Origin of the sequence: Azospira sp. I09, from assembly GCF_009177135.1 — a bacterium.
In the GTDB taxonomy this organism is placed as follows: Bacteria; Pseudomonadota; Gammaproteobacteria; order Burkholderiales; family Rhodocyclaceae; genus Azospira; species Azospira oryzae.
This window is the reverse complement of sequence record NZ_AP021844.1, coordinates 3,191,083-3,212,078: the sequence shown is the minus strand read 5'-3', so window position 1 is coordinate 3,212,078 and position 20,996 is coordinate 3,191,083. Positions and strand designations below refer to the sequence as shown.

Sequence of the window (20,996 nt, the reverse complement as noted above, 5' to 3'; positions counted from 1 at the left end):
TTTCAAAAAAATTGCACGGTTTGGGAACTTCTCTCCCCCAAGGCCTCTCTTAGAACGCAGATGGCTCACACCGTCTCCCGCTTTACCTCCCTGAGCGGGTGCCTTAATCAAGTTAATTAAGGCATTTCGGCCCCCGGTTACCCCTTTACCGGGGGCTTTTTTATTTCTGTGCCGGAGCCTTGGTCGGCTTCGGTTTGGCCGGTTTGCCCCCCGCCAGCACGGCTTTCTTGTTGCCCGGGGCGTGGGTCCGGTTCTGCTTGGCACCGGCGGCGCTCTTGGCCGAACGGATCGGCCGGGGCGGCGGCGCCGGGCGCGGCGGCGGCACTTCCATGCCCATCCAGCCGGCAATCACCTTCTCCGCCTCCTCGACGCCGGTCTTCTTCAGGCTGGAGAACAGCTGGACGGTGCAACGTTCCCCCAGATCGGCCATGGCGGCCTTGACCTGACGCAAAACCAGGGACTGTTCCTGCCGCGTCAGCTTGTCCGCCTTGGACAGCATGATGTGCAGGGGCTTGCCCGTGGCAGCAAACCAGTCGATCAGGTTCTGGTCCAGCTCCGTCAGGGGATGGCGGCTGTCCATGATCAACACCAGGCCGGACAACGGCCCGCGGTGCTGCAGGTAGGGGCCGAGCAGGCCCTCCCACTGGGAACGGATTTCCTCCGGCGCCTTGGCATAGCCGTAGCCGGGCAGGTCCACCAGAAACTTGCCCTCTTCCAGCTTGAAGAAGTTCAGGTGCTGGGTGCGGCCGGGAGTTTTGGAAACGAAAGCCAGCCGGGTGTGGTTGGCCAGGGTATTGATGGCGGACGACTTGCCGGCGTTGGAACGGCCGGCAAAAGCCACCTCCGCCAGGGCGTCCTCGGGCAGATCCCGCAAATGGGCGACGGTGGTTAAAAAAACCGCCTTTTGAAACAGGGCCATGGTGGGCCTTCTCCTTTTTCCGCTCCTCGCTTCGGAGCACCGAAGTGATATAGAATAGCAGGGTTTCGGCTTTTGCTTTCACGGGGTTCAGCCCCCAGGCGAGGCAAACTCCGGCCGCAGCAATGCTCAAAGAATAACCCTGGCCTCCCGGGAGGGGCCGCGCGATCCCGCTCCGGCGGCCTAGCGTCTATACCGAATTTTTTGGATCGATAGAAGGAGTTTGGACATGATTCGCACCACGGCTCTGGCGCTTCTGCTCGCCGCCAGCTTCACCGCCCACGCCAACCCGGAAGCTGCTGCCAAACCGGACCCCGCCAAGGGCAAGCCCATTGCTGAAGCCGTCTGCGGCGCCTGTCACGGCACCGACGGCAACAGCCTGGCTGCCGCCAACCCCAACCTGGCCGGCCAGATCCCCGAATACATCGTCAAGCAGCTGTCCAACTTCAAGCCCGGTGCCGACGGCAAGGCGCCCCTGCGCAACAACGCCATCATGGCCGGCATGGCCGCCACCCTGGCCACCGAAGACGACATGAAGAACGTGGCCGCCTACTTCGCCGCCCAGACCCTGAAGCCCCAGGTGGCCAAGGACGAAAAGCTGGTGGCTCAGGGCCAGAAGCTGTGGCGCGCCGGCGACGTGAAGAAGGGCATCCCCGCCTGTGCCGGCTGTCACGGCGCTGCCGGTGCCGGCCTGCCCGCCCAGTTCCCCCGTCTGGCCGGCCAGTGGGCTGAATACACCGAGAACCAGCTGAAGACCTTCCGCTCCGGCGAGCGCGGCAACGATCCGGAAAAGATGATGCGCACCATCGCTGCCAAGATGAGCGATCAGGAAATCAAGGCCGTGGCCGAGTACGCTGCCGGCCTGCGCTAAGCCGCACTCCCAGCAGCACCGAAAAGGGTGGCATTTGCCACCCTTTTTCTTTTTCCGCGGCATTTTTTCCGGCACCGGCGGTCCTACCGCCAGCCACGGAAATTATTTGCCGCCGGAGGGAATTGGCGGCCGGGGATTTCCGTATATCCGTATGCAACATCACCCTACGGAGATCACCATGAAAATCCACACCTGCATCGCCGGCATCGTTCTCGCCACCGGACTGGCCGCCTGCGCCAGTTACGGCGGCGGCCCCGCTCCAGCCATGGTCGCCCAGGACGCCCTCACCGGCAGCAACGGCATGACCCTCTACGTCTTCGACAAGGACCCGGCGGACGGCAGCAAGAGCGTCTGCAACGGCCCCTGTGCCAGCAACTGGCCGCCCCTGTTCGCCAACGAGATGGACCGGGCCAACGGCCACTTCAGCGTCCTCACCCGGGACGACGGCAAGAAGCAGTGGGCCTACCGGGGCAAGCCCCTCTACTACTGGATCAAGGACCAGAAGCCGGGAGACCGCAGCGGCGACGGCGTAAACAACGTCTGGCACGTGGCCAAGCCCTGAACCATGGAGGAAGCGCCGCTCCTGGCAGAGATTCCCCGGCTACGCCGCTACGCCCGGGCCCTAGTGGGCGACCGGGCGGCGGCGGACGACCTGGTGCAGGACACCCTGGAACGGGCCTGGAGCCGGCGCCGCAGCTGGCAGGATGACCGCCCCCTGCGCCCCTGGCTGTTCTCCATCATGCACAACCTGCGCCTGGATCAGCTGCGCCGCCCCGGCATCGCCCCCCAGTCACTGGACGAGCGAATCCCGGAACCGGGTACCCGCCCCACCCAGAGCGACGCCCTGGAACTGGCCGACCTGGCGGCAGCCCTCTACCGCCTGCCGGAGGAGCAACGGGCGGTGATCCTGCTGGTGGCACTGGAAGACATGAGCTACGACGCCATTGCCCAAACCCTGGCCATCCCCCGGGGCACCGTCATGTCGCGCCTCTTTCGCGGCCGCGAGCATCTGCGCCGCCTCATGGCGCCGGAGTCCGGCGTCACCCATTTGAGGGTCGTACCATGACGCCCCAACCCATTCACGAAGACGAGCTCCAGGCCTGGGCGGACCAGCGCCTGCCCGCCGAGCGGCAAACTCAGGTGGAGTCGTACCTGGAACAACATCCCGACACCCACGCCCGACTGCAGGCCTACCAGGCCCAGAACCGGGCCCTGCAGTCCCTCTTCCAGCCGGTGCTGGAGGAGGACATTCCGGAGCACCTGCAGGAACTACCCCGGCCGGCACCCCTCCTCCGGCAGCGCTTCCTCACCTGGCCCTGGCAGAGCGCCGCCGCGGTGCTGCTGATGCTGTCGGGCGCCCTGGCCGGCTGGCAGGCCCATACCTACCTGCCGTCGCCCAACCTGGCTGCGGCCCTGCCCCGCCAGGCGGCCATCGCCCACGCGGTGTATACACCGGAGGTGCGCCACCCGGTGGAAGTCGGCGCCGACCAGGAAACCCATCTGGCCGCCTGGCTGTCGAAACGGCTCGGCGCCCCCCTGCGCCCGCCCCGCCTCGGCGCCCAGGGCTTCGAACTGGTGGGCGGGCGCCTGCTGCCGGGCGGCCAGGGCCCTGTGGCCCTGTTCATGTACCAGGACGGGGGCGGCCAGCGCCTGACCCTCTATGTCAGCGGCGAAGCCAGCGGCAGTGGCGACACCTCCTTCCGTTTCAGCCGGGAAGGGGACGTCAGCGTTTTCTACTGGGTGGACGGTCGCTTCGGCTATGCTTTGTCCGGCACGCTGGACAAGGCAAGCCTGGGCACAATCGCCACCCAGGTCTATCAACAACTGGAAGCCCGCTAGGCCGGCCCGCCCCGAGCCTGCCCAATCCTCACCTCCGGAGCCGCCCATGCTGATCCGCCGCCCCCCCGACCTGCTGCCATCCGAGATTACGCCGGAGCCCCTGGCCCGGGGTCGCCGTGCCCTGCTCAAAGGCCTCGGCGCCGGCGCCGCCCTGGCCGGCCTGGGGCTGCCCCAGATCAGCCAGGCCGGCAGCCTCGGCACCCTGCGCCCCAGCCCCTTGAGCAGCGACGAAAAGCTGACGCCCCTCAAGTCGGTCACCGGCTACAACAACTTCTACGAGTTCGGCACGGACAAGGAGGACCCGGCCCGCCACGCACCCGGCCGCCTCAAGACCCGGCCGTGGACCGTCACCGTGGAAGGGGAGATCAAGCGCCCCCGCACTTTTTCCATCGACGACCTGCTGAAGCTGGCGCCCCTGGAGGAGCGCATCTACCGCATGCGCTGTGTCGAAGGCTGGAGCATGGTGATTCCCTGGGTCGGCTTTCCCCTGGCGGAGCTGATCCGGCAGGTGGAACCCAACGGCCAGGCCCGCTTCGTCGAATTCGTCACCCTGGCGGACCCCCAGCAGATGCCCGGCGTCCGCTCTCCGTTACTGGACTGGCCCTATGTGGAAGGACTGCGCCTGGACGAGGCCCAGCACCCCCTGACCCTGCTGGCCGTCGGCCTCTACGGCGAGGTGCTGCCGGCCCAGAACGGGGCACCGATCCGTCTGGTGGTGCCGTGGAAGTACGGCTTCAAGAGCGCCAAGTCCATCGTGCGCATCCGCTTCGTCCGCGAACAGCCCCGCAGCACCTGGATGAAGGCCGGCCCCAGCGAATACGGCTTCTACTCCAACGTCAATCCGGCGGTGGACCATCCCCGCTGGAGCCAGGCGACGGAGCGCCGCATCGGCGAATTCATCAAGCGCAAGACCCTTCCCTTCAACGGTTACGCCGACCAGGTGGCCGGCCTCTACAGCGGCATGGACCTGCGCCGCTTCTTCTGACATCTTCCGCCCATGACCTTCCAGCCCACCCCACGCCAACTTACCGCCATCAAGGCCGCCCTGTTCCTGCTCACCCTGCTGCCGGCCCTGCACTACGCCCACGGCCTGTGGTCGGACAGCCTTGGGGCCAATCCCATCGAAGCCCTGACCCGGGGCATGGGCATCTGGACCCTCAACTTCCTCTTTCTCACCCTGTGCGTCTCGCCCCTGCGCAAGCTCTCCGGCTGGCACTGGCTGCTGCGCCTGCGCCGCATGCTGGGGCTGACGGCCTTCGCCTACGGCTGCCTGCACCTGCTCACCTACCTCTGGCTGGACCAGTTCTGGGATGTGGACGCCATCGCCCGGGATATCTGGAAGCGCCCCTTCATCACCGTCGGCGCCACCGCCTTCCTGCTGATGCTGCCCCTGGCCCTGACCTCCAGCCACGCCGCCATCCGCAGCCTCGGCGGCAAGCGCTGGCAGAGCCTGCACCGGGCGGTCTATGCGGTGGCGATCCTGGGGGTGGTGCATTACCTGTGGCTGGTGAAACGGGTGGCCCTGCTGGACCCCATCATCTACGCCCTGGTCCTGGCCATCCTGCTGGGATGGCGCGTGGTGGAACGCATCCGGCTGAACGGCCCCTGGCCGACCCGCAGCACGCCGCCGGCAGTGCAGCCTGTCGTCTTCATGAAGCGGGACGCGGCGGCGGCCCTGGGGATGCCGAAGAAGCGCTAAAACAAAGGGCCCTGGGCACTCGTGCGCCCAGGGCCCGCCAGTATCGGGAAGATGGGGAAGGCTTGACCGCTAGGGGCGGCTGCGATCGAAGCGGACGATGCTGCGCCCGTCGGCAGTCTTCTTCGGCGCCGTTTTCCAGGCATGGCCGTAGACCACCTCCAGCGTCACCGGCACCCGGCCGTCCCTGGCCTTGGCGGCGAAGGCGGCGGCTGCCTGGCGCCACAGACGGGGCGTCATCAGGCCGTGGCGACGCGCCGTCATGGCGACGGTGTCGCCGGCGGCCTTCAGTTCGGCAGCCAGGGCGTCAAAGTCTGGATAGGTCAGGGTGAGGACTTCCATGTCCATCACCGGGTCGGCGAAACCGCAATGGACCAGCAGATCGCCCCAGTCGTGCATGTCGATGAAGCGCTGGGTGTGGGCGTAGCCATCGCCGAAGGCAGCCCGCAGTTCCTTCAGCGTGTCCGGGCCGAAGGTGGAGAACATCAGCAGCCCCCCGACTTCCAGGGTGCGATGCAATTCCTTGAGTACCGGCTCCGGATCATTCACCCAGTGCAACATCAGGTTGGACCAGAGCAGGGAGAAACTGCCGCCGGCAAAGGGCAGCCGGGCCGCCTCGCCGCCCGCCAGGGTCGGGCCACGAGAACCGCCACCGAGCCAGGTAGGAAGCCGGGAAACGAGGGGACCGCTGGCCGGGTGCTGGCGCCGGGCCTGCTCCAGCATAGCCGGCACTGCGTCCACGCCAACGGTGAGAGCCTGGGGATAGCGGGCCTGGAGGGGCGCCAAGTCGGCGCCGGTGGCACAGCCAAGATCGAGGATGCGCGCGGGTTCCAGGCGCACGTAGTCGAGACGCTCGGCCATGCGGCCACCCACTTCCCGGGCGACGAAGGCGGCGCCGTCATAGTCGGCAGCGGCGCGCGCAAAGGCGCGCCGCACCTGGCGCTCATCCACCAGGGGAGCCGCGGCCTGTTCCATGGGGCTTAGACGGGCTTGAGGCCGAGCTTGGCGAACATGGCGTCGTCCTGGTCGGCCTGGGAGTTGCCGGTGGTCAGGAGCGCTTCGCCGTAGAAGATGGAATTGGCACCGGCCAGGAAGCACAGGGTCTGCAGCTCCTCGCTCATTTCGTGGCGACCGGCAGAGAGGCGCACATAAGAAGTGGGCATGGTGATGCGGGCGGCGGCGATGGTACGCACGAACTCGATGCCATCCACCGGATTGACGTTGGCCAGGGGCGTGCCGGGGATCGGTACCAGGTTGTTGATGGGCACGGATTCCGGCGCCTTGGGCAGGTTGGCCAGCTGGGCAATGAGGGCCGCCCGGTTCTTGCGGGTTTCGCCCATGCCGATGATGCCGCCGGAACAGACGTTGATGCCGGCATCCCGCACCTGCTCCAGGGTGTCGATACGGTCTTCCTGGCAATGGCTCTTGATCACCTGGCCGTAGAATTCCTTGTCCGTGTCCAGGTTGTGGTTGTAGTAGTCGAGGCCGGCATCCTTCAGCTTTTCGGCCTGGCCGTCCTTGAGCATGCCCAGGGTGACGCAGGTCTGCAGACCCAGGGCCTTGACGGCGGAAATCATTTCGGTGACCTTGTCCAGGTCCTTGTCCTTCGGACCGCGCCAGGCGGCGCCCATGCAGAAGCGGGATGCACCCCGGTCCTTGGCGGCCTGGGCGGCCTTGAGCACGTCATCCAGGGGCAGCAGGGCTTCCCGCTCCACGTCGGTGCTGTAGCGGGCGGACTGGGAACAGTAGCCGCAGTCCTCGGAACAGCCGCCGGTCTTCACGGAGAGCAGGGTGGAACGCTGGATCGCATTGGGGTCGAAGTTTTCCCGGTGCACCTGCTGGGCGCGGAAGACCAGGTCCATGAAAGGCAGATCGAACAGGGCCTGCACCTGCTCCAGGCTCCACACCGGCTTGTCGGTGGCAGCATGGGCGGAAGCACTATTGGCGGCGGGAGAAGTGGCGGAAACGGCGGCTGCGACTGCATTCATGGCAAAACCTTTGCGAAAAACCCTACTGGCATCCATACTATTAAGTATGGCTCATAATTATGAATAATCCCGGAGCACGGGTGAAATGTCAATTGTAGCCCAAAGCCGTAAAGTCCTCGGGCGGGCCTGGAAATTCTCTTTGAATTCAGTGCTTCCGGCCAGTTGTCTGCTGTGCCACAACCGCTGTGAGGAAGGCATGCTGTGTGCCGCCTGCCGTGACGAGCTGCCGCTGCTCGGCGCCAATGCCTGTCCCCGCTGCGCCGAACCCGGCACCGGCGGTCTGACCTGTGGCCACTGCCAGAAACAGCCTCCCCACTTCGACCGCGCCTGGGCCCCATGGCGTTACGAGCATCCCGTGGACCGGCTGATCCAGGCCTTCAAATATCAGGGCCAGCTGGGACTGGCACCGCTCTTCGCCGAAGGGCTGGCGCGACAGCTGGCACCCCTGGCCGACCAGTGGGACGCCATCGTGCCCCTGCCCCTGCATGGGGAGCGGATGGGCGAGCGGGGCTTCAACCAGAGTCTGGAACTGGGCAAGCACCTGGGCCGGCTGCTGAACCTGCCGGTCCTGTCCCAGGCCTGCCAACGGACGCGAGCGACAACGGCCCAGGCAGAACTGCCCATCGACAAGCGCCACGCCAACGTCCGCAGCGCCTTTCATTGCACCACCGCCCTCGACGGCCAACGGCTGCTCCTGCTTGACGACGTCCTCACCACCGGCGCCACCCTCTCGGAATGTGCCAGAACCCTGAAACTGCATGGCGCACGGCAGGTGGATGTAGGCGTCATTGCCCGCACCTGTCATCATTAGCCTTTTTTCGCAGCCGCCCCGATGTCCTTTTCCTATCAGCGCCATCTGCAGTGCAGCCTGTTCCTGGTCGGGGCCATGGCCTGCCTGCCCTTCCTCAATCCGCACCACTACAACCCCATTCCCTCCTTTTATGCGGAGTGGTGGGCCGGCCTGCTGGGGCTGCTGGCCAGCAGCCTGTTCCTGCGGGAGCCGGCACGCCAGGATCTGCGCCTGCCCCTGGGCGCACTGATTCCCTTTGCCCTCATTGCCCTGTTCCTGTTTCAGCTGGTTGCCGGCAAGGTCCATTTTCTGCACCAGGGCCTGCTCTTTTGCCTCTACCTCATCTGGGCCTGCCTCATGCTGCTGCTGGGCCGGGTGCTGGTCAGGGAAGCCGGCCTGGAACGCTTGGCGCAGACGCTATCCATCGGCTTTCTCTGCGGCGGCCTGATGAGCCTCCTCATCGTCGGCCTGCAGTTGTATCGTCCCGACTGGCTGGGCCTGGAATTCATTTTCCCCACCCGCAATGGCCAGGTCTTTGCCAACCTGGGGCAACGCAACCAGTTCGCCGACTATCTTTGGCTGGGCGTCCTCTCCGCCATCTATCTCCAGGCCCGGCAGCGCCTGCGCCCGTGGCAGTTCCTGCTGGCCGCCATACCCCTGGCCCTGTGCGCCGTCTTCACGGCCTCCCGCTCGGTCTATCTGTACATCGCAGCCACGGCCCTCCTGAGTTTTGCCATGGGCTATCGGCAGTCCGACTTTGCTTCGATTCGCAGAGGTACCGGGTGGGTCATCGCCGCCGCATTGCTGGTGGAGATTGCCAAGCATTTTGGCGACATTGGCGACATGGTCATGATCACGGCCGGTGAGCGCCTGTACAGCGACCCTGGCGGCATTTCCACCCGCTTTGCCTTGTGGCAGATCGCCTGGAACAGCTTCCTCCAGGCCCCCCTGCTGGGCGTCGGCCTGGGCGGTTTCTCCTGGCAGACCTTCGTCCTGGCCAGCTCCGTCCCACCGGGCAGCCTGCCGGGTGCGGCGGAGCACGCCCACAACCTTTTCGCCCAGCTGCTGGCCGAATTCGGCATCGCCAGTTTGCTGACCCTGATGCTCGTCGGTGTGGCGCTGTGGCGCGAATTCCGGAAGCAGGCATGGGGGTATGGACATTGGTGGGGACTGGCCGCCATCACCATCGTCGGACTGCACAGCCAGCTGGAATACCCCCTGTGGTACGCCTTCTTCCTCGGCCCCATGGCCATCCTCCTGGGAGCGCTGGCCCCCAGGCCCATTTCCATCGACCTGGGCAAGCTCGGCCCCCGGGCAATGGCGCTGCTGCTACTGGCCGGCATCTGGGTCATGGGCAATCTGTATCGGGACTATTCCCTGCTGGAGGACACCATGCACTGGCGGGATATCGACACGACCCAGCAGGCCTCCTGGCCGGAAGTGCATACCCGCTTGAGCAAGCTCTACGGCGAGTCTCTGTTTCCCCACTACGTCCAGCTCTACTACGCACTGGCAGCGCCCATCAGTCCGGACAATCTGGAAGAAAAGCTGGAAATCACCGCGGACACTCTGCTGTTCTCGCCGGTAGATCGCCTAGCCTTCAAGTATCCGGCTTTGCTGGCGCTGGCCGGGCGCCAGGATGAGGCCGAGCAGATGCTGCAGCTGGCCATTCTCGCCTATCCCGCCCGGGTGCCAGCGGCACTGCGTCAGGTACGATTGCTGGCCGACAAGTATCCGGAAATCAGAGGGCTGGAAGCCCCCCTGGAAAAGGCCGAGGCGGCCGCCAAGCAGCCCCCCGGATTCAGCGCAGGCGCTGCTCCACAAACGCCGCCATCTCCGGTGTCAGGGAACCGCTAGCCCGGGCCGTCTGGAAGGCCGTACGCGCTTCTGCCCCGTTGCCCTGGGACTCCAGGGCGAGGCCAAGGCCGATCCACCAGCGGCCGTCATTGGGGCTGAGGCGCAAGGCCGCCCGGTAGTGCTCGGCGGCATCCTTGCCATTGCCCAGCCGCTGCAGGACATTGCCGGCCAGCCCCTGGTAATCGGCGTTGTTGGCACCCGCCCCCATGGAGGCCTGCAGGCTCTGCCAGGCGCCTGCCGCATCCCCCTTTTCGATCTGCAGCCGCGCCAGGGTCATGGCCCACTGATAGCGTCCGGGCTGAAGTTGTACCGCCTCGGACATCAACTCCCGGGCCTCATCATAGGAACGCTGCTCCAGCAATGCTTTGAGTAGCAGTTGCCGGGCGGCTGCGTGAGTGCCATCGACCTTCAGACAGGAGCGCAGTGCATCCATGCCGGACTTGAGCTGTCCCTGGGCCAGCAGGGCAGCACCCCGCCGGTACTCGGACTCGGCACGCTCCTGGGGAGTGGGCTGCAGGGGCGTTTTTTCGATGTGAACAGGTCCATCCCGCGTATCACCTTTGCTCGCAACACTGGCAGCAACCCCGCTCGCAGCTTTGGCAGGGACGGCTTGTGGCACGGTCACAGGAACGGGTGCAACCGCAGGGCTCTCCTTCGCCAGCGGCGCACTCCGGTTTTCCTGGGGAACGGATGATTGCCGCAGCTGGGGCATCGAAAGCACATCCGACAGCCGCAAGGGCATGGGCTCCGTGGCAGCTGGGGCCGGTACCGGGGCCTCTATCGGCACGCCGCCCCCCGCGGATGGGGCAACCGCGGGCTCACCCGTCGGAATTCCAGGGGGAGACACCACGACCGCGGCCACAGGCGCAGCCCCACTTTGCGTTGCCAAAGGCAGGTAAAAATAAATGGCAGCCGTCGTCAGGGCGATACTGCCGCCGGCGATAACCCAAGGCAGGATGGAAGAACGACGGCTCGGAGGAAGGGAGCGTACCTCGTTGGGCAGGGCCCGCTGCACTTCTCCTGCCTGGCGCTGGTCCAGATCCTGCAGCATCTGATTGATCAGGCTCATGGCAACCTTTCTACCACCAGAGACGGAGCGAGCGGGTGCCTTCCGTATCCCGGGCGGCAGCCTTGATGTGCTTACCCCTTACCTGGAAGTGTCCCTCGCCGAATACGGCCAGCAGGGCCTTGTGGGCCAAGATGTTAATCAGACGGGGAGTACCGCGGCTGGCGTGGTGCAACCCCTTGATAGCGCCGGAGGAAAACAGCTCTTCGCCCCGATAACCGGCCACCCGCAGGCGGTGGGCCACGTAGGCCGCCACCTCGCGACGCCCTAGTCCGGGCAGTCGGTAATGGAAGGCGATCCGCTGTCGCAGTTGCCGGATTTCCGGCATGCCCAGTTTTTTGTCCAGCTCCGGCTGTCCCAGGATGACCCACTGCAGCAGTTTGCGTTTTTCTGTTTCCAGATTGGAAAGCAGGCGCAGGGCCTCCAGACTCTCCAGCGGCATGGCCTGGGCCTCGTCGATGCAGACCACGGTGGACTTGCCCTCCCGGGCGATATCCAGCAAACGCTTGTTGAGGGACTTGAGCAGGTGGTACTGATCGATATCCGGCGCCACCTTCAACCGCAATTCCTCTGCCAGGGCCAGGTAGAGGGTACGGGGCTCGAGGTTGGGGTTGGGCAGATAGGCGGTAACGAACTTGTCGCCCAGATTCTGCAGGAGACGGCGGCAGAGCAACGTCTTGCCGGTGCCGACCTCCCCGGTGATCTTGACGAATCCTTCTCCCGCACGAAGCGCCACCAGAAGGGTATTCAAGGCCTCCTGGTGGCCGGTGGTGGCGTAGACAAAACTGGTGTCGGGCGTAATCCCGAACGGATACTCCACCAATCCGAAATGCTTCAGATACACGACGCCCCCCCGGCTCCGGCAGATGTCATTGGGGCAGGGCTCTCCGGGGATCGAAATCGTCGAGGCGGGACTGGGTGTTCTGCAGATCGGACTGCCAGTCGGATTCGTTCTGGATGACCGTGGGCTTGAGCAGGATCACCAGTTCCCGCTTGTTCAGGACCTTGGATTTCTGACCGAACAGGTTGCCGATAACCGGAACCTGATGGATTCCTGGCAGGCCGTTGCTGGCATCGGACTGGTCCTGGGTCATCAGGCCGCCGATGGCCACGATCTCCCCGTCGCGAACCCGCACGATGGTATCGGACTCGTTGATCCTGCTGGTGGCCAGGGGCAGAGTCATGGCCAGATCCGTACCCAGGCTCAGGCTCTTGTTCTTCTCCGTCACCACGCTGATGGAGGGGTGGATATGCAAGGTGATCAGGCCACTCTCGTTGATTTGGGGCGTCACATCCAGGGCAATGCCGGAGAAGAACGGCTGCAGCGTCACCGTCGGGGTGGTGGTAGTGGTGGTGGAAGCAATGGTGGTGGAACTGACGTTGGTCACATAGTATTCGTCGGTACCGACCTTCAGCACGGCCTTCTGGTTATTCAGGGTGGCAATGCGAGGGCTGGACAGCACTTGGGTATTGCCCTGGGTCTCCAGGAAATTCAGCAGCGCGGCGAAGCTCTTGGTGCGGAATGCCAGGCCGAAGAAGCCGTTGGTGCCAACCGATCCCAGATTTCCGTCTGTCCCCGGACGAATGGAAGCATTGTCAGAGGTCAGCGCTCCTGACGGAGACAGGGATGTGCCATTGGCAGCCACGCCAAGGGTCGTGTGGCCACTGAAGGACGCCCAGTTGATGCCCGACTGATAGGCATCGCTCAGGGCCACATCGATGATCTTGGCCTCGAGCATGACCTGGCGCTCGATAATGGCCTGGGTGGCCCGCAGATACTGCTCCACATTGCGCAACTCACCGGGCATGGCACGCACCAGAATGACGCCGGAGTGGGAGTTGATAATGACGCTACGCCCGTCCTCCGTCCCGACGATGGCACCCAGAGCCGTCTTCAGTTCCGTCCAGAAGTCAGCATCCTGCGAGGTGTAGACACGGCTACTGTCCTGAGCACGAGTTGCGCCGGCACCAGCACCGGTGGTGCCGGAGGCAGTGGCAGCCTGAGCCTGGGCGGAAGAAGTCGAACTGCCAGAGGAACTGGCACCAGGGGAAACCACACTGATGGAACTGGAAGTCACCCGCACATCGCTGGAACCCTGACGCCGGCCGGCCAGGTAATTAACCTGGAAGACCCGGGTCTGCATCGCATTGGACATGACGGTGATGCGATTGCCCTGCACCCGGAAGTCGTAACCATACAGGTCCCGCAGGCTTTCCAGCGCCTCCCGCAGGGTGACATTTTTCAGATTGACCGTGATCGAGCCCGCCACTTCCGGCGGCACCAGCATGCTGTAGCGGGTACCGGAAACCAGCGCCATGAAGACCTGGGACGCAGGAGCATTGGTCACCGCCAGGTCAAAGCGAGGCTCAGCCGGCGGCGCCTTGGGCACATCCAGTTGCAGCGGCGGCAGCAATGCCTGATTCACAGCATCGGCACTGGCGGAGCGATTGGCATCCACCGCACCTTTCATCTCGCTCTGGATACGCTCATACGTGGCACCCGGTTTCCCTCCCGAGGTAACGCAACCGCCGAGAAACAGGGAGGCCAGAATGCCGATCAAGGCTCGCTTCATAAATTACCCCTTTGGTTCCTGCGCCCGACGGGCTTGGGAACTTCAACTACCGTCTTCTTGTTCACATCGGGAGTCATGCGTAAAACCTCGCTCCCCAAAGGCCCTTTCAGGACCACTTCATTTTCTTTTATCTTGACCAGAATGCTATCGCCCACTTTGCCGCCCAGGGGGACCATCGCACCGCTGATGACTGCCACCGGAGTTCCCTGCCGGCGCAGCACGACTGACTGCAGGACGGGGCCGGACACCGCCGCACCGCCTTCCGGAGAGACATGAACCCAGGCCTCCGGTGGCCGGGTAGGATCAGGCAGAGCACTATCGTCAGCGATGGCAGGCATCATCGCCAAACAGCCACCCCAAAACACCAGGCATTTGATTCGTGTCATAGGACCAACCATGCCTTATCCAGGCTGAGGGTATAGACCCGCAGGGTCAGAATGGAACGGGGATACACATCAACCTTCAGTTCCGCCCCCTCCCACAGCAGCCGCTCCGGTGCCGACTCCAGATCGGCCAAATAGCCAAGGAGGTCGCCATAGCTGCCGGCCAGGCGTATCTCGATACCGTGGCGGTAAAGATTCAACTCGGGAGTGCTGGCAGCACTCGGACCATCGATGGCCGGCACCGGCGCCACGGTACGCAGACCCAGCATCTGCAGGCTCTTGCGACGCCCCATCAGGCGTTCCAGCAGGGCCGGAGCAGCCTGGGGGGAAACGAGGGTGCCATCAAACGATTTCAGTTGTCCATCCAGGTTGGTAACCCGGCTCTTCAGGGTCTGCAGAACCTGGGCGCGATTCGCCGCACTGTTCGCCAGTTCCGACTGCACATCCTTGAGCTGCAGGGAAAGGCTGGCCGCCTCGCTTTCACGCTGCTCCGCCAGGGCAGTCTGAGCCCGGACCCGAATCAGAGGAGATGAAAGCAGCAAGGCATCGCCAACAAACAGCACCAGAACAACAGCAGCCACCGCTCCGATGGTCCTCTCCCGCTTGTTGCGAGCATCAAACCATGCCAGCCAGGCCAAAAACTGCCCCTTCATTGCCCACTCCCCTTGCTCTCGGTTGCGTCCCGCTCCCCGGCAGAGGAAGAGCGCAAAGGTTTCAAGACAAAATTCACGTAATTCTGGGAAGGCCTTGCGGCCGGCTCGGACGGTTTGGCGGCACCAGCCTGCGGCACATCGGGCGCATCCGGCAGGCGGACATCCAGAGCGGCAAACTCCCGTCCGACAAAAACCGGCTCCCGGTTGAGGCGACGAATGTATTCGGGCAGCAGGGACTGGTCCGTCATGCGCCCGCGAATTTCCAGCCCTTTACCCCCTGCCCCCAGGGAAAAGCCGGTAAGCCACAAACCGGGCAAGGATTGACGGGCCAAGCCGCGGAAATAATCGGCAAAACCCTGGCCCTCCTTGGGCGAACCCTGCTCCAGCAAGGCCAGCACCTGTTCACGCTCGGTCACGGCGCGCTGCAGGCGGGATAGTTCGGCATCCTTGTCCACCGGGACCTTGGCGGCCGCCAGTTGCTGGCTGGCCTCCTGCAGTTTTGCCTTCAACTGGGAGACAGATTGCTCGGCAGCCCTGGCCCGTTCAGTGGAAGACGCCAGACGGTAATGGGTCACGCCGGCAGCAACGAGGAAAAATACCAAAAGACCGGTAACAGCGAGGGCCAGATTGCGCCCGGTAATCCACTCTTTCTCAGGAAGCAGGGAAGGATGGAACAAATTAATTTGCTGACTCACACCACCCCCTTAACGCATCGCACAACCGAGCAACTTCAGGCACTGGGCTTGACGCTCGGGATGGCGCAACTCGGGAATACCCGGGAAATGCAGAACGTTCTGCAAGTCCAGGGTTTCGACCGGCACATAAACATTGGGGGCCAGGGTGGCCTTCAGCCCATCACCACCGGGCACCTGGGCCAACCAAAGCTGCCCCATGGGGACGAAACTATACTGGCGATCAAACGTGTCCAGGGTCCGCTGGACCTCAAGCACGATGCGGTCGAATAGCTGCTCACGACGTTCGTCCGCAGCCCCTTCCAACGCCTGGCGACTGACATCGATGCGGCGGCTGACATACAACTCGCCCTGAGCGCTGACCGTCAGCAGGCCGCCATCATCGTCGAAAGTCAGGAGAGCGACGGCCCTGTTGTCCTTTTCCAGCAAGGCGGCGATATTGCGCTGCCCCATATCGGGAACATCAATGGCTTCCAGTTTGAGTCCGGCGCCGGCCACTGCCGCAGCCAGCGGCGACAGCACAGCATTGGCCGCAACTACCACCAGCACCTGTTGCGCCCGCCCACTGCCCTGCTGACCGGGAACATCCAGCACATCCAGGGTTGCCGCTTCCACGGGGTAGTCCAGCATGTCCTTGATCTGCCAACGCAAGGCTTGCCGCCGCTCGTCGAGAGGCACACTGGGCGCCTCGACCTGCAACACCTGGAAGTCACCGGAATTGAGCATGACCACGCAACGATGGGAATGCAGGCGCTTTTCCTTGCGCAAACGCTGCAAGGCCCCCTGCAAATCGCCTCCCGTGGCGTAGGACTCGAGCAGAACGACCTCGGGCATCTGTCCGGGAGCCTGCTGCACATGGGCCAAATCCACCCGATCCTTCAGGCAATTTATGGCCAGCCAACCATCCGACCGTTTGGCGGATGCGCTAGAGATAGAGGGGGCGGACAGGGAGATGGACATAGACGTCTTGATATTTCACTAAAAGATAACAATATATGGGCCTAATTACTATGAATTTTTACCCACATCAGTAGTTCTCCCGGTAATACAGGTAGGCCCCCCGGTTCAGGCCAAACGCCGCTCTGGCTGACGGATCCCGGTCAAACAAGGCACTGCCATCCCAACGCCCTGTCATATAACTCATGGCAGCAGAGCTAGTTGCCGCACAGTTGGCATCGCCCCCCAAATCCACACAGACACGGAAAGTGGAGCGCAAACCGGGAGAGGCAAAGCGCAAGCGCCCCTTGCCTGAGGCAATCTGCGTCACGGTTGGCGCCCCCAGGGTCGCAGAGGTGTCACCAGCCACCCTGGCCGAGGCTACGTTGGCTGGCTGAATCGCGGTGCAGTTGTCCTGGGCATTGAGCACGAAGGCCAGGCCGTTCCAGAACCGGGCTTCCATGCCGACAGACAGGGGCAGCAATTCGGAGCCATAGGCCGTCGTCAGTTGCAGCAAGCCGAAACGGAGCGCCGTCGTCGCCAACTTGGCCCGCTCATTGCTGCCGGACTGGTCGGCATCCAGATTCAGCGCCGTCGCTGCCAGCGAAACACCATCCTGGTCCCGGGGAACTGCGCCAATGGTGAAGCTCGCGTAGGGCCCGTCAGCGGTTGCCGCGCGATTCAATACGAGGTTGCCGGTAATCGTTGCAACCCCGGCACACCACCGATTGGTCGGAGACCCGCTGCAGGCAGTAGAGACTGTGCCGGGCGTAAAACCGAGGCGGGTTCCGCCCCCCCCGGGAAAGACCGTGGCACTCCCGGTGGCAGGATTATCCAAGGCCCAGAGATTGAAGTTGTTGCTATCCAGGGGGGTGGCGCCGGCTGCCGCCAGCCAATTACCCATGGTCAAGCGGGAATAGCCGCGGCCAAAGTCGTAGTTCTCCGTAGTAGAACCGCCAACAGCCTTGGCCGCTATGGAGAAGCCAAGTCCGATGGGTTCCCCCATATAGGTGAAACCATCCAGGTTCCGGTTGCTGCAGGTCGTCAGTTCGCTGCGGTTATCAAGAGCAACGGCCGACAACTCGAAATGATCGGGGATGAAACGCCCCCAACTGGTGGCGGACGGCGTCCCGATGTTGCAGCCGTACTTGCCGTTACTCAGCGTATTGGAGGTGCTATTGACGATGCAGTCATCCCGCCCGTTTTGGTCAACGGTCGTGAAGGTATTATCGATCAGCGCATCCACCGGCAAGGAGAAATAGCCAACTTCCCGATACTGACAGGTACCACTGGCAGTTCCCGAAGAAGTGTCTGCCGCTGAAAACGCGCACGACAGGGGTGCAGGGGAAATGACGCCACTACTGGCCACATCGACGACATTGGCGGTGACGATACTGGGGGTTCCGCTGTAATTGCTACTCGGACTGGCCGTCGCCGAAAGGGAAAAATCTGAGCCGGCCTTCACGGTCATGGCTGCACCGGCCCCATTGCTTGAAGCCACCAGATCCGTGCTGCCAACCTTGGCTGTAACGTTGGTCAGCGAAAGGGGGCGGATGGCAAAGGTATCGGAGGAGCAGGCAGTGGTCGTGCTGTCCTTCATCCGGACAAGGACGTTGCTGTAAGCCGAATTGATCTTGAAAGTCGGCGACAACTTGAAGCCCTTGTCGGTCGAAGTAAACGACATCGTCGTCGAGGCAAAACTGGACTTGGCCGAACAAGTTGCCGCCTGGTTGGCCGTCGTACTGTTGTCGATCAACTCCACGGTGACAGTCTTGTTGGAGGTCAGCGCGTAGTTGGAGTCGATACCGGTCCCCGCACTATTCAAGACGGCGATATTCAATGCGAAATCAACGCCAACAAGCTTGGTATAGATGTGGGCGCCGGCCTGCTGCACATTGATATCCGTTCGGGCCATGGCGCTGTCGATGGCATTGAATCCGCTTGCTGTAGTGCCATTGGGCGGGATGATGGTTTGAGCGCAGACCCGCAGACCGGATATTTCATGGATATTGGTTGAGGACCCGGTGGAGCCGGTAAAGGATATCTGCCAGTTGTCCGGCACCGGGACCTGGGCAGTGGTCGGGGTAAAACCTGGGGCATAGGCATCAAAGGGGGCCAGAAGATTTACATAACCAGTGGTCGGACAAAAATCGGTACTGCAACTGGTATCCCGATTCACCTGAATCTGGGCCGTCTTGTTGGCTGTCGTGTAGTTTCTGGCGTCAATGACCACTTGATAGTAGTACCCGCGGGACGCCACCGAGGATGTGCGGTTGTCAATGGTATTGCTTCCGCTCTGCACTGCAGAGCGGGCCAGATAGGGGTAGCCCAGGCTGTAGAGATTGGCCGGCGTAGTCGCAGCGTACGAACCGCGTACGGCAACCACTTGGCTGAAGTAGCCCGGTCCATCTATACGCCCCTCAGTGGGATTGGTGTAGTTGCCAAACTCGTCGAAGCCGACGCCGATCCAACCTCCGGCAAAGCCAACGATCCCAGACTTCTGTGCATACCCCAGAGAACCACCAAACGCTCCCGGATTCGGCGCCACACTGTAATCGGACAGAGTGACGGCCAGACCATCCGCACCGCTACCGTTATAGGCAAACTGCCGGAATTCCACGGATATGTAGTTACCGGCCGCAGGGAAAATGGCCCCCAGGGTTGCGGAGGTAGCCTCGTTGGTATTGTTGTCCGTCAGGCGCAAACGGCCACTGACAAATGACGGCGTATAACTGCGCGGCCCCAGCGTACTGACCGTCCACTTGGAATTGAAGATACCGGAGGTCAGATTGGAACCGGTGAAACTGTCGCAATAGCAGGTGACGCCGGACGGGACAAACGGGGGAACAGAGCACTGCCCCGGATTGGGAGAGCCGGGCTGGCCGGTCACGAAACTGCCGAACAGCGTAAGCCCGGACAGGCTGACGCTGTTCGCCGTATAGGAACTCAAGGCCAGCACCGGAGATGTCCACGCACCGCTGGTGTACCTGCTTCCAGCGAAAGTGGACACCTGGGCCCCACCCAGAATATCGGCAGCAACAAACTGGAAGGTTGCATTGTAGGACCCGCCGCTGGGTAGGGAGGTAAGAGTGTCTCCGGTAACGCCAAGAGTCCAGTAGCGATTCACATCCATCAGGGGATTGATACCGGAGGTGTTGATCTGGGGATGCTGCCCCTTGGTCGTGCTCCCGGTCAGGGTGCCCCCGCTGATGCCGGCAAACCAGGGGAAGGCAATGGTCATGGGGGCATAGGCGCTGGTATCGCCAATGGGATAGGTGCAGGTGGCGTTATAGGGCGGGAAGCTCAGGCGAAGATTGCCGATGACGTAGCTGGCGGCGCTGCCGCCGCTGATGCTGGCCGGGCAATAGGTTCCGGTAACTGCCAGCACATAGCTGCCGGCAGTGATGTTTCCCGAAGTCAGGGTCAACGTGCCGGGCACCGTGACATTGCGGCTCAAGGTCACACCGGCGCTGTTGTTCATGGTCATGTTGCCCAGGCTGGAATCCGAGCTGCCGCCAATGGTCTGGGCCGAGGTGCCATTGAAGATCCAGCTGGTATTGGGCAGGGCGATGCTGCCGTTATTGGTCAGCGCCCCCTTGATGTTCAACGTCGAGTAGTTGGATGAAGAAACCGTGCTGCCGCTATTGACGGTAAAGTTGGTCACCACATTCTGGCTGTTGTAGAACGTGGCGGCCTGGGTACCCGCTTTCTGGAAAATCAGATTGGTGACGGTCAGCGCATTTGAACTGGTCAGGTCGCCACCGACGTTGAAAGTCGTAGCCGTTAATGGCGCATTGGAAGTGGCAGTCCCGCTCACCGTCATGGTGCCGGCCGTCAGGCCGGCGCTGCCGTTATTGTTTAGGTCGCCGCTGACGGAAAGCGCAGTGCGCACTGTCATCGGACTACTGCTGGTCACATTCCCCGTCACCGTCAGATTGTCGACGGTAAAGGCTGACCCCGTATTGGAAACGCTACCGCCGGCAGTAATGTCGAAACTGCCATTACTGCCGTTATCCAGGATGGAGCCGGAATTGGTGATATTGCCATTCACCGTAAGCGTCAAGGCCCCAGTCCCCACCTTCTGGGTCAGGGAACCGGAATTGATGGTCAGGGAGGCAACCGTACTGCTGGTGTTGAAGGCAACCGCGTGGTTATTAATGGTGGCGCTGTCGATACTGGTGGGGGGGCCGTCACCCGAACTTACACAATTCCAGGTGGCGGCGGCACTCCAATCCCCTGCATTGGCTGAAACACAGTTTCGTGGAGCCACAATAATGGCGCCAACTAACGTATAGGTTGGACTCGCACCGCTAGAACAGCCATCATTGTCGTAGGCGATCGCATAGACGTTGTACGTCCCTTGCGATGCAGGGGCAGTGATATTGAACGTCTCGCTGTAACTGCCTGAAGAATTATGATTTGGATTGTCATAACAGGCATATGCGGAGGCGGCAGGCGCCGATGCCGCAATAGCCCAACGTGTACCACGCCAGCGACTACTTCCAGTGGAGTTTGTAGTCACGTTCACAGTCAGAGCAACCGTGGCCCCAGAAGCAACAGTGACACTGGCTGTCGCGTTGACCGATGCGCCCGTGATAGTCCGGTTCGCCCACGCGAGGTCAACAACGAGAAACGAGGCGAGAACGAGCAACAGGCACTTAAACGCCTGCTTCCATTGACCCAAGAAACGGAACTGGGTTCGACTCAAAGCGGTCTGTTTCATAACGACACCTTAG

The 20,996-nt window shown here is 62.9% G+C and carries 19 protein-coding genes; 8 read left to right on the top strand and 11 right to left on the bottom strand.

What is annotated here, in order from left to right; translation table 11 throughout:
- Positions 1–160: 160 nt before the first annotated feature.
- Entirely contained in the window at positions 161–919 is a 759-nt protein-coding gene (gene yihA, locus AZSP09_RS15070; RefSeq protein ID WP_152090499.1) for a ribosome biogenesis GTP-binding protein YihA/YsxC, read from the bottom strand.
- Between the two features lie 226 nt (positions 920–1,145).
- On the opposite strand from yihA, the gene AZSP09_RS15065 reads away from it, so the two are divergent.
- The 6 genes from AZSP09_RS15065 to AZSP09_RS15040 all read left to right on the top strand — a co-directional run bounded on the left by AZSP09_RS15065 (position 1,146) and on the right by AZSP09_RS15040 (position 5,325).
- The gene (locus AZSP09_RS15065; protein WP_014236405.1) at positions 1,146–1,787 is read left to right on the top strand and encodes a c-type cytochrome; all 642 of its coding nucleotides are present in this window, start codon (positions 1,146–1,148) and stop codon (positions 1,785–1,787) included.
- 178 nt (positions 1,788–1,965) lie between these two features.
- The gene (locus AZSP09_RS15060; protein WP_130459336.1) at positions 1,966–2,349 is read left to right on the top strand and encodes a COG4315 family predicted lipoprotein; all 384 of its coding nucleotides are present in this window, start codon (positions 1,966–1,968) and stop codon (positions 2,347–2,349) included.
- Positions 2,350–2,352: 3 nt separating this feature from the next.
- Positions 2,353–2,853, top strand: a complete 501-nt coding sequence (locus tag AZSP09_RS15055; RefSeq protein ID WP_152090498.1) for an RNA polymerase sigma factor — start codon at positions 2,353–2,355, stop codon at positions 2,851–2,853.
- On the top strand, positions 2,850–3,626 hold the full coding sequence (locus tag AZSP09_RS15050; protein ID WP_152090497.1) for an anti-sigma factor family protein: 777 nt from the start codon (positions 2,850–2,852) through the stop codon (positions 3,624–3,626). Before AZSP09_RS15055 ends, AZSP09_RS15050 begins: the two co-directional genes overlap by 4 nt.
- Before the next feature lie 46 nt (positions 3,627–3,672).
- The gene (gene msrP / locus AZSP09_RS15045) at positions 3,673–4,611 is read left to right on the top strand and encodes a protein-methionine-sulfoxide reductase catalytic subunit MsrP (RefSeq protein ID WP_014236401.1); all 939 of its coding nucleotides are present in this window, start codon (positions 3,673–3,675) and stop codon (positions 4,609–4,611) included.
- Between the two features lie 12 nt (positions 4,612–4,623).
- The gene (locus AZSP09_RS15040) at positions 4,624–5,325 is read left to right on the top strand and encodes a sulfite oxidase heme-binding subunit YedZ (RefSeq protein ID WP_152090496.1); all 702 of its coding nucleotides are present in this window, start codon (positions 4,624–4,626) and stop codon (positions 5,323–5,325) included.
- A gap of 69 nt (positions 5,326–5,394) precedes the next feature.
- Here AZSP09_RS15040 and AZSP09_RS15035 read toward each other — a convergent pair whose 3' ends face one another.
- Entirely contained in the window at positions 5,395–6,297 is a 903-nt protein-coding gene (locus AZSP09_RS15035) for a methyltransferase domain-containing protein (RefSeq protein ID WP_152090495.1), read from the bottom strand.
- 5 nt (positions 6,298–6,302) lie between these two features.
- Positions 6,303–7,310 (bottom strand): biotin synthase BioB, encoded by a 1,008-nt coding sequence (gene bioB / locus AZSP09_RS15030; RefSeq protein ID WP_014236398.1) that lies wholly within the window; start codon positions 7,308–7,310, stop codon positions 6,303–6,305.
- Positions 7,311–7,458: 148 nt separating this feature from the next.
- Between bioB and AZSP09_RS15025 the strand changes: the two genes are divergently transcribed.
- Positions 7,459–8,121 (top strand): ComF family protein, encoded by a 663-nt coding sequence (locus AZSP09_RS15025; RefSeq protein WP_232058907.1) that lies wholly within the window; start codon positions 7,459–7,461, stop codon positions 8,119–8,121.
- A gap of 21 nt (positions 8,122–8,142) precedes the next feature.
- Entirely contained in the window at positions 8,143–9,957 is a 1,815-nt protein-coding gene (locus AZSP09_RS15020) for a PglL family O-oligosaccharyltransferase (protein ID WP_152090493.1), read from the top strand.
- Here AZSP09_RS15020 and AZSP09_RS15015 read toward each other — a convergent pair.
- The 8 genes from AZSP09_RS15015 to AZSP09_RS14980 form a co-directional block, all read right to left on the bottom strand.
- On the bottom strand, positions 9,902–11,026 hold the full coding sequence (locus AZSP09_RS15015; RefSeq protein WP_152090492.1) for a tetratricopeptide repeat protein: 1,125 nt from the start codon (positions 11,024–11,026) through the stop codon (positions 9,902–9,904). The two genes, AZSP09_RS15020 and AZSP09_RS15015, sit on opposite strands and share 56 nt — an antisense overlap.
- A 10-nt stretch (positions 11,027–11,036) precedes the next feature.
- On the bottom strand, positions 11,037–11,867 hold the full coding sequence (locus AZSP09_RS15010; RefSeq protein WP_152090491.1) for an ExeA family protein: 831 nt from the start codon (positions 11,865–11,867) through the stop codon (positions 11,037–11,039).
- A gap of 25 nt (positions 11,868–11,892) precedes the next feature.
- On the bottom strand, positions 11,893–13,596 hold the full coding sequence (gene mshL / locus AZSP09_RS15005) for a pilus (MSHA type) biogenesis protein MshL (protein WP_152090490.1): 1,704 nt from the start codon (positions 13,594–13,596) through the stop codon (positions 11,893–11,895).
- Positions 13,593–13,982 (bottom strand): hypothetical protein, encoded by a 390-nt coding sequence (locus AZSP09_RS15000; RefSeq protein WP_050804269.1) that lies wholly within the window; start codon positions 13,980–13,982, stop codon positions 13,593–13,595. Before AZSP09_RS15000 ends, mshL begins: the two co-directional genes overlap by 4 nt.
- Positions 13,979–14,632 (bottom strand): hypothetical protein, encoded by a 654-nt coding sequence (locus tag AZSP09_RS14995; RefSeq protein ID WP_014236391.1) that lies wholly within the window; start codon positions 14,630–14,632, stop codon positions 13,979–13,981. Before AZSP09_RS14995 ends, AZSP09_RS15000 begins: the two co-directional genes overlap by 4 nt.
- Positions 14,629–15,327 carry a hypothetical protein gene (locus AZSP09_RS14990; protein ID WP_014236390.1) on the bottom strand — a complete coding sequence of 233 codons (699 nt, stop codon included), beginning with the start codon at positions 15,325–15,327 and terminating at the stop codon, positions 14,629–14,631. The genes AZSP09_RS14995 and AZSP09_RS14990 overlap by 4 nt, the downstream gene beginning before the upstream one ends.
- 9 nt (positions 15,328–15,336) lie before the next feature.
- Positions 15,337–16,284 (bottom strand): agglutinin biogenesis protein MshI, encoded by a 948-nt coding sequence (locus tag AZSP09_RS14985; RefSeq protein ID WP_130459344.1) that lies wholly within the window; start codon positions 16,282–16,284, stop codon positions 15,337–15,339.
- 67 nt (positions 16,285–16,351) lie between these two features.
- The gene (locus AZSP09_RS14980; RefSeq protein ID WP_152090489.1) at positions 16,352–20,983 is read right to left on the bottom strand and encodes a DUF6701 domain-containing protein; all 4,632 of its coding nucleotides are present in this window, start codon (positions 20,981–20,983) and stop codon (positions 16,352–16,354) included.
- Between the last annotated feature and the right edge of the window lie 13 nt (positions 20,984–20,996).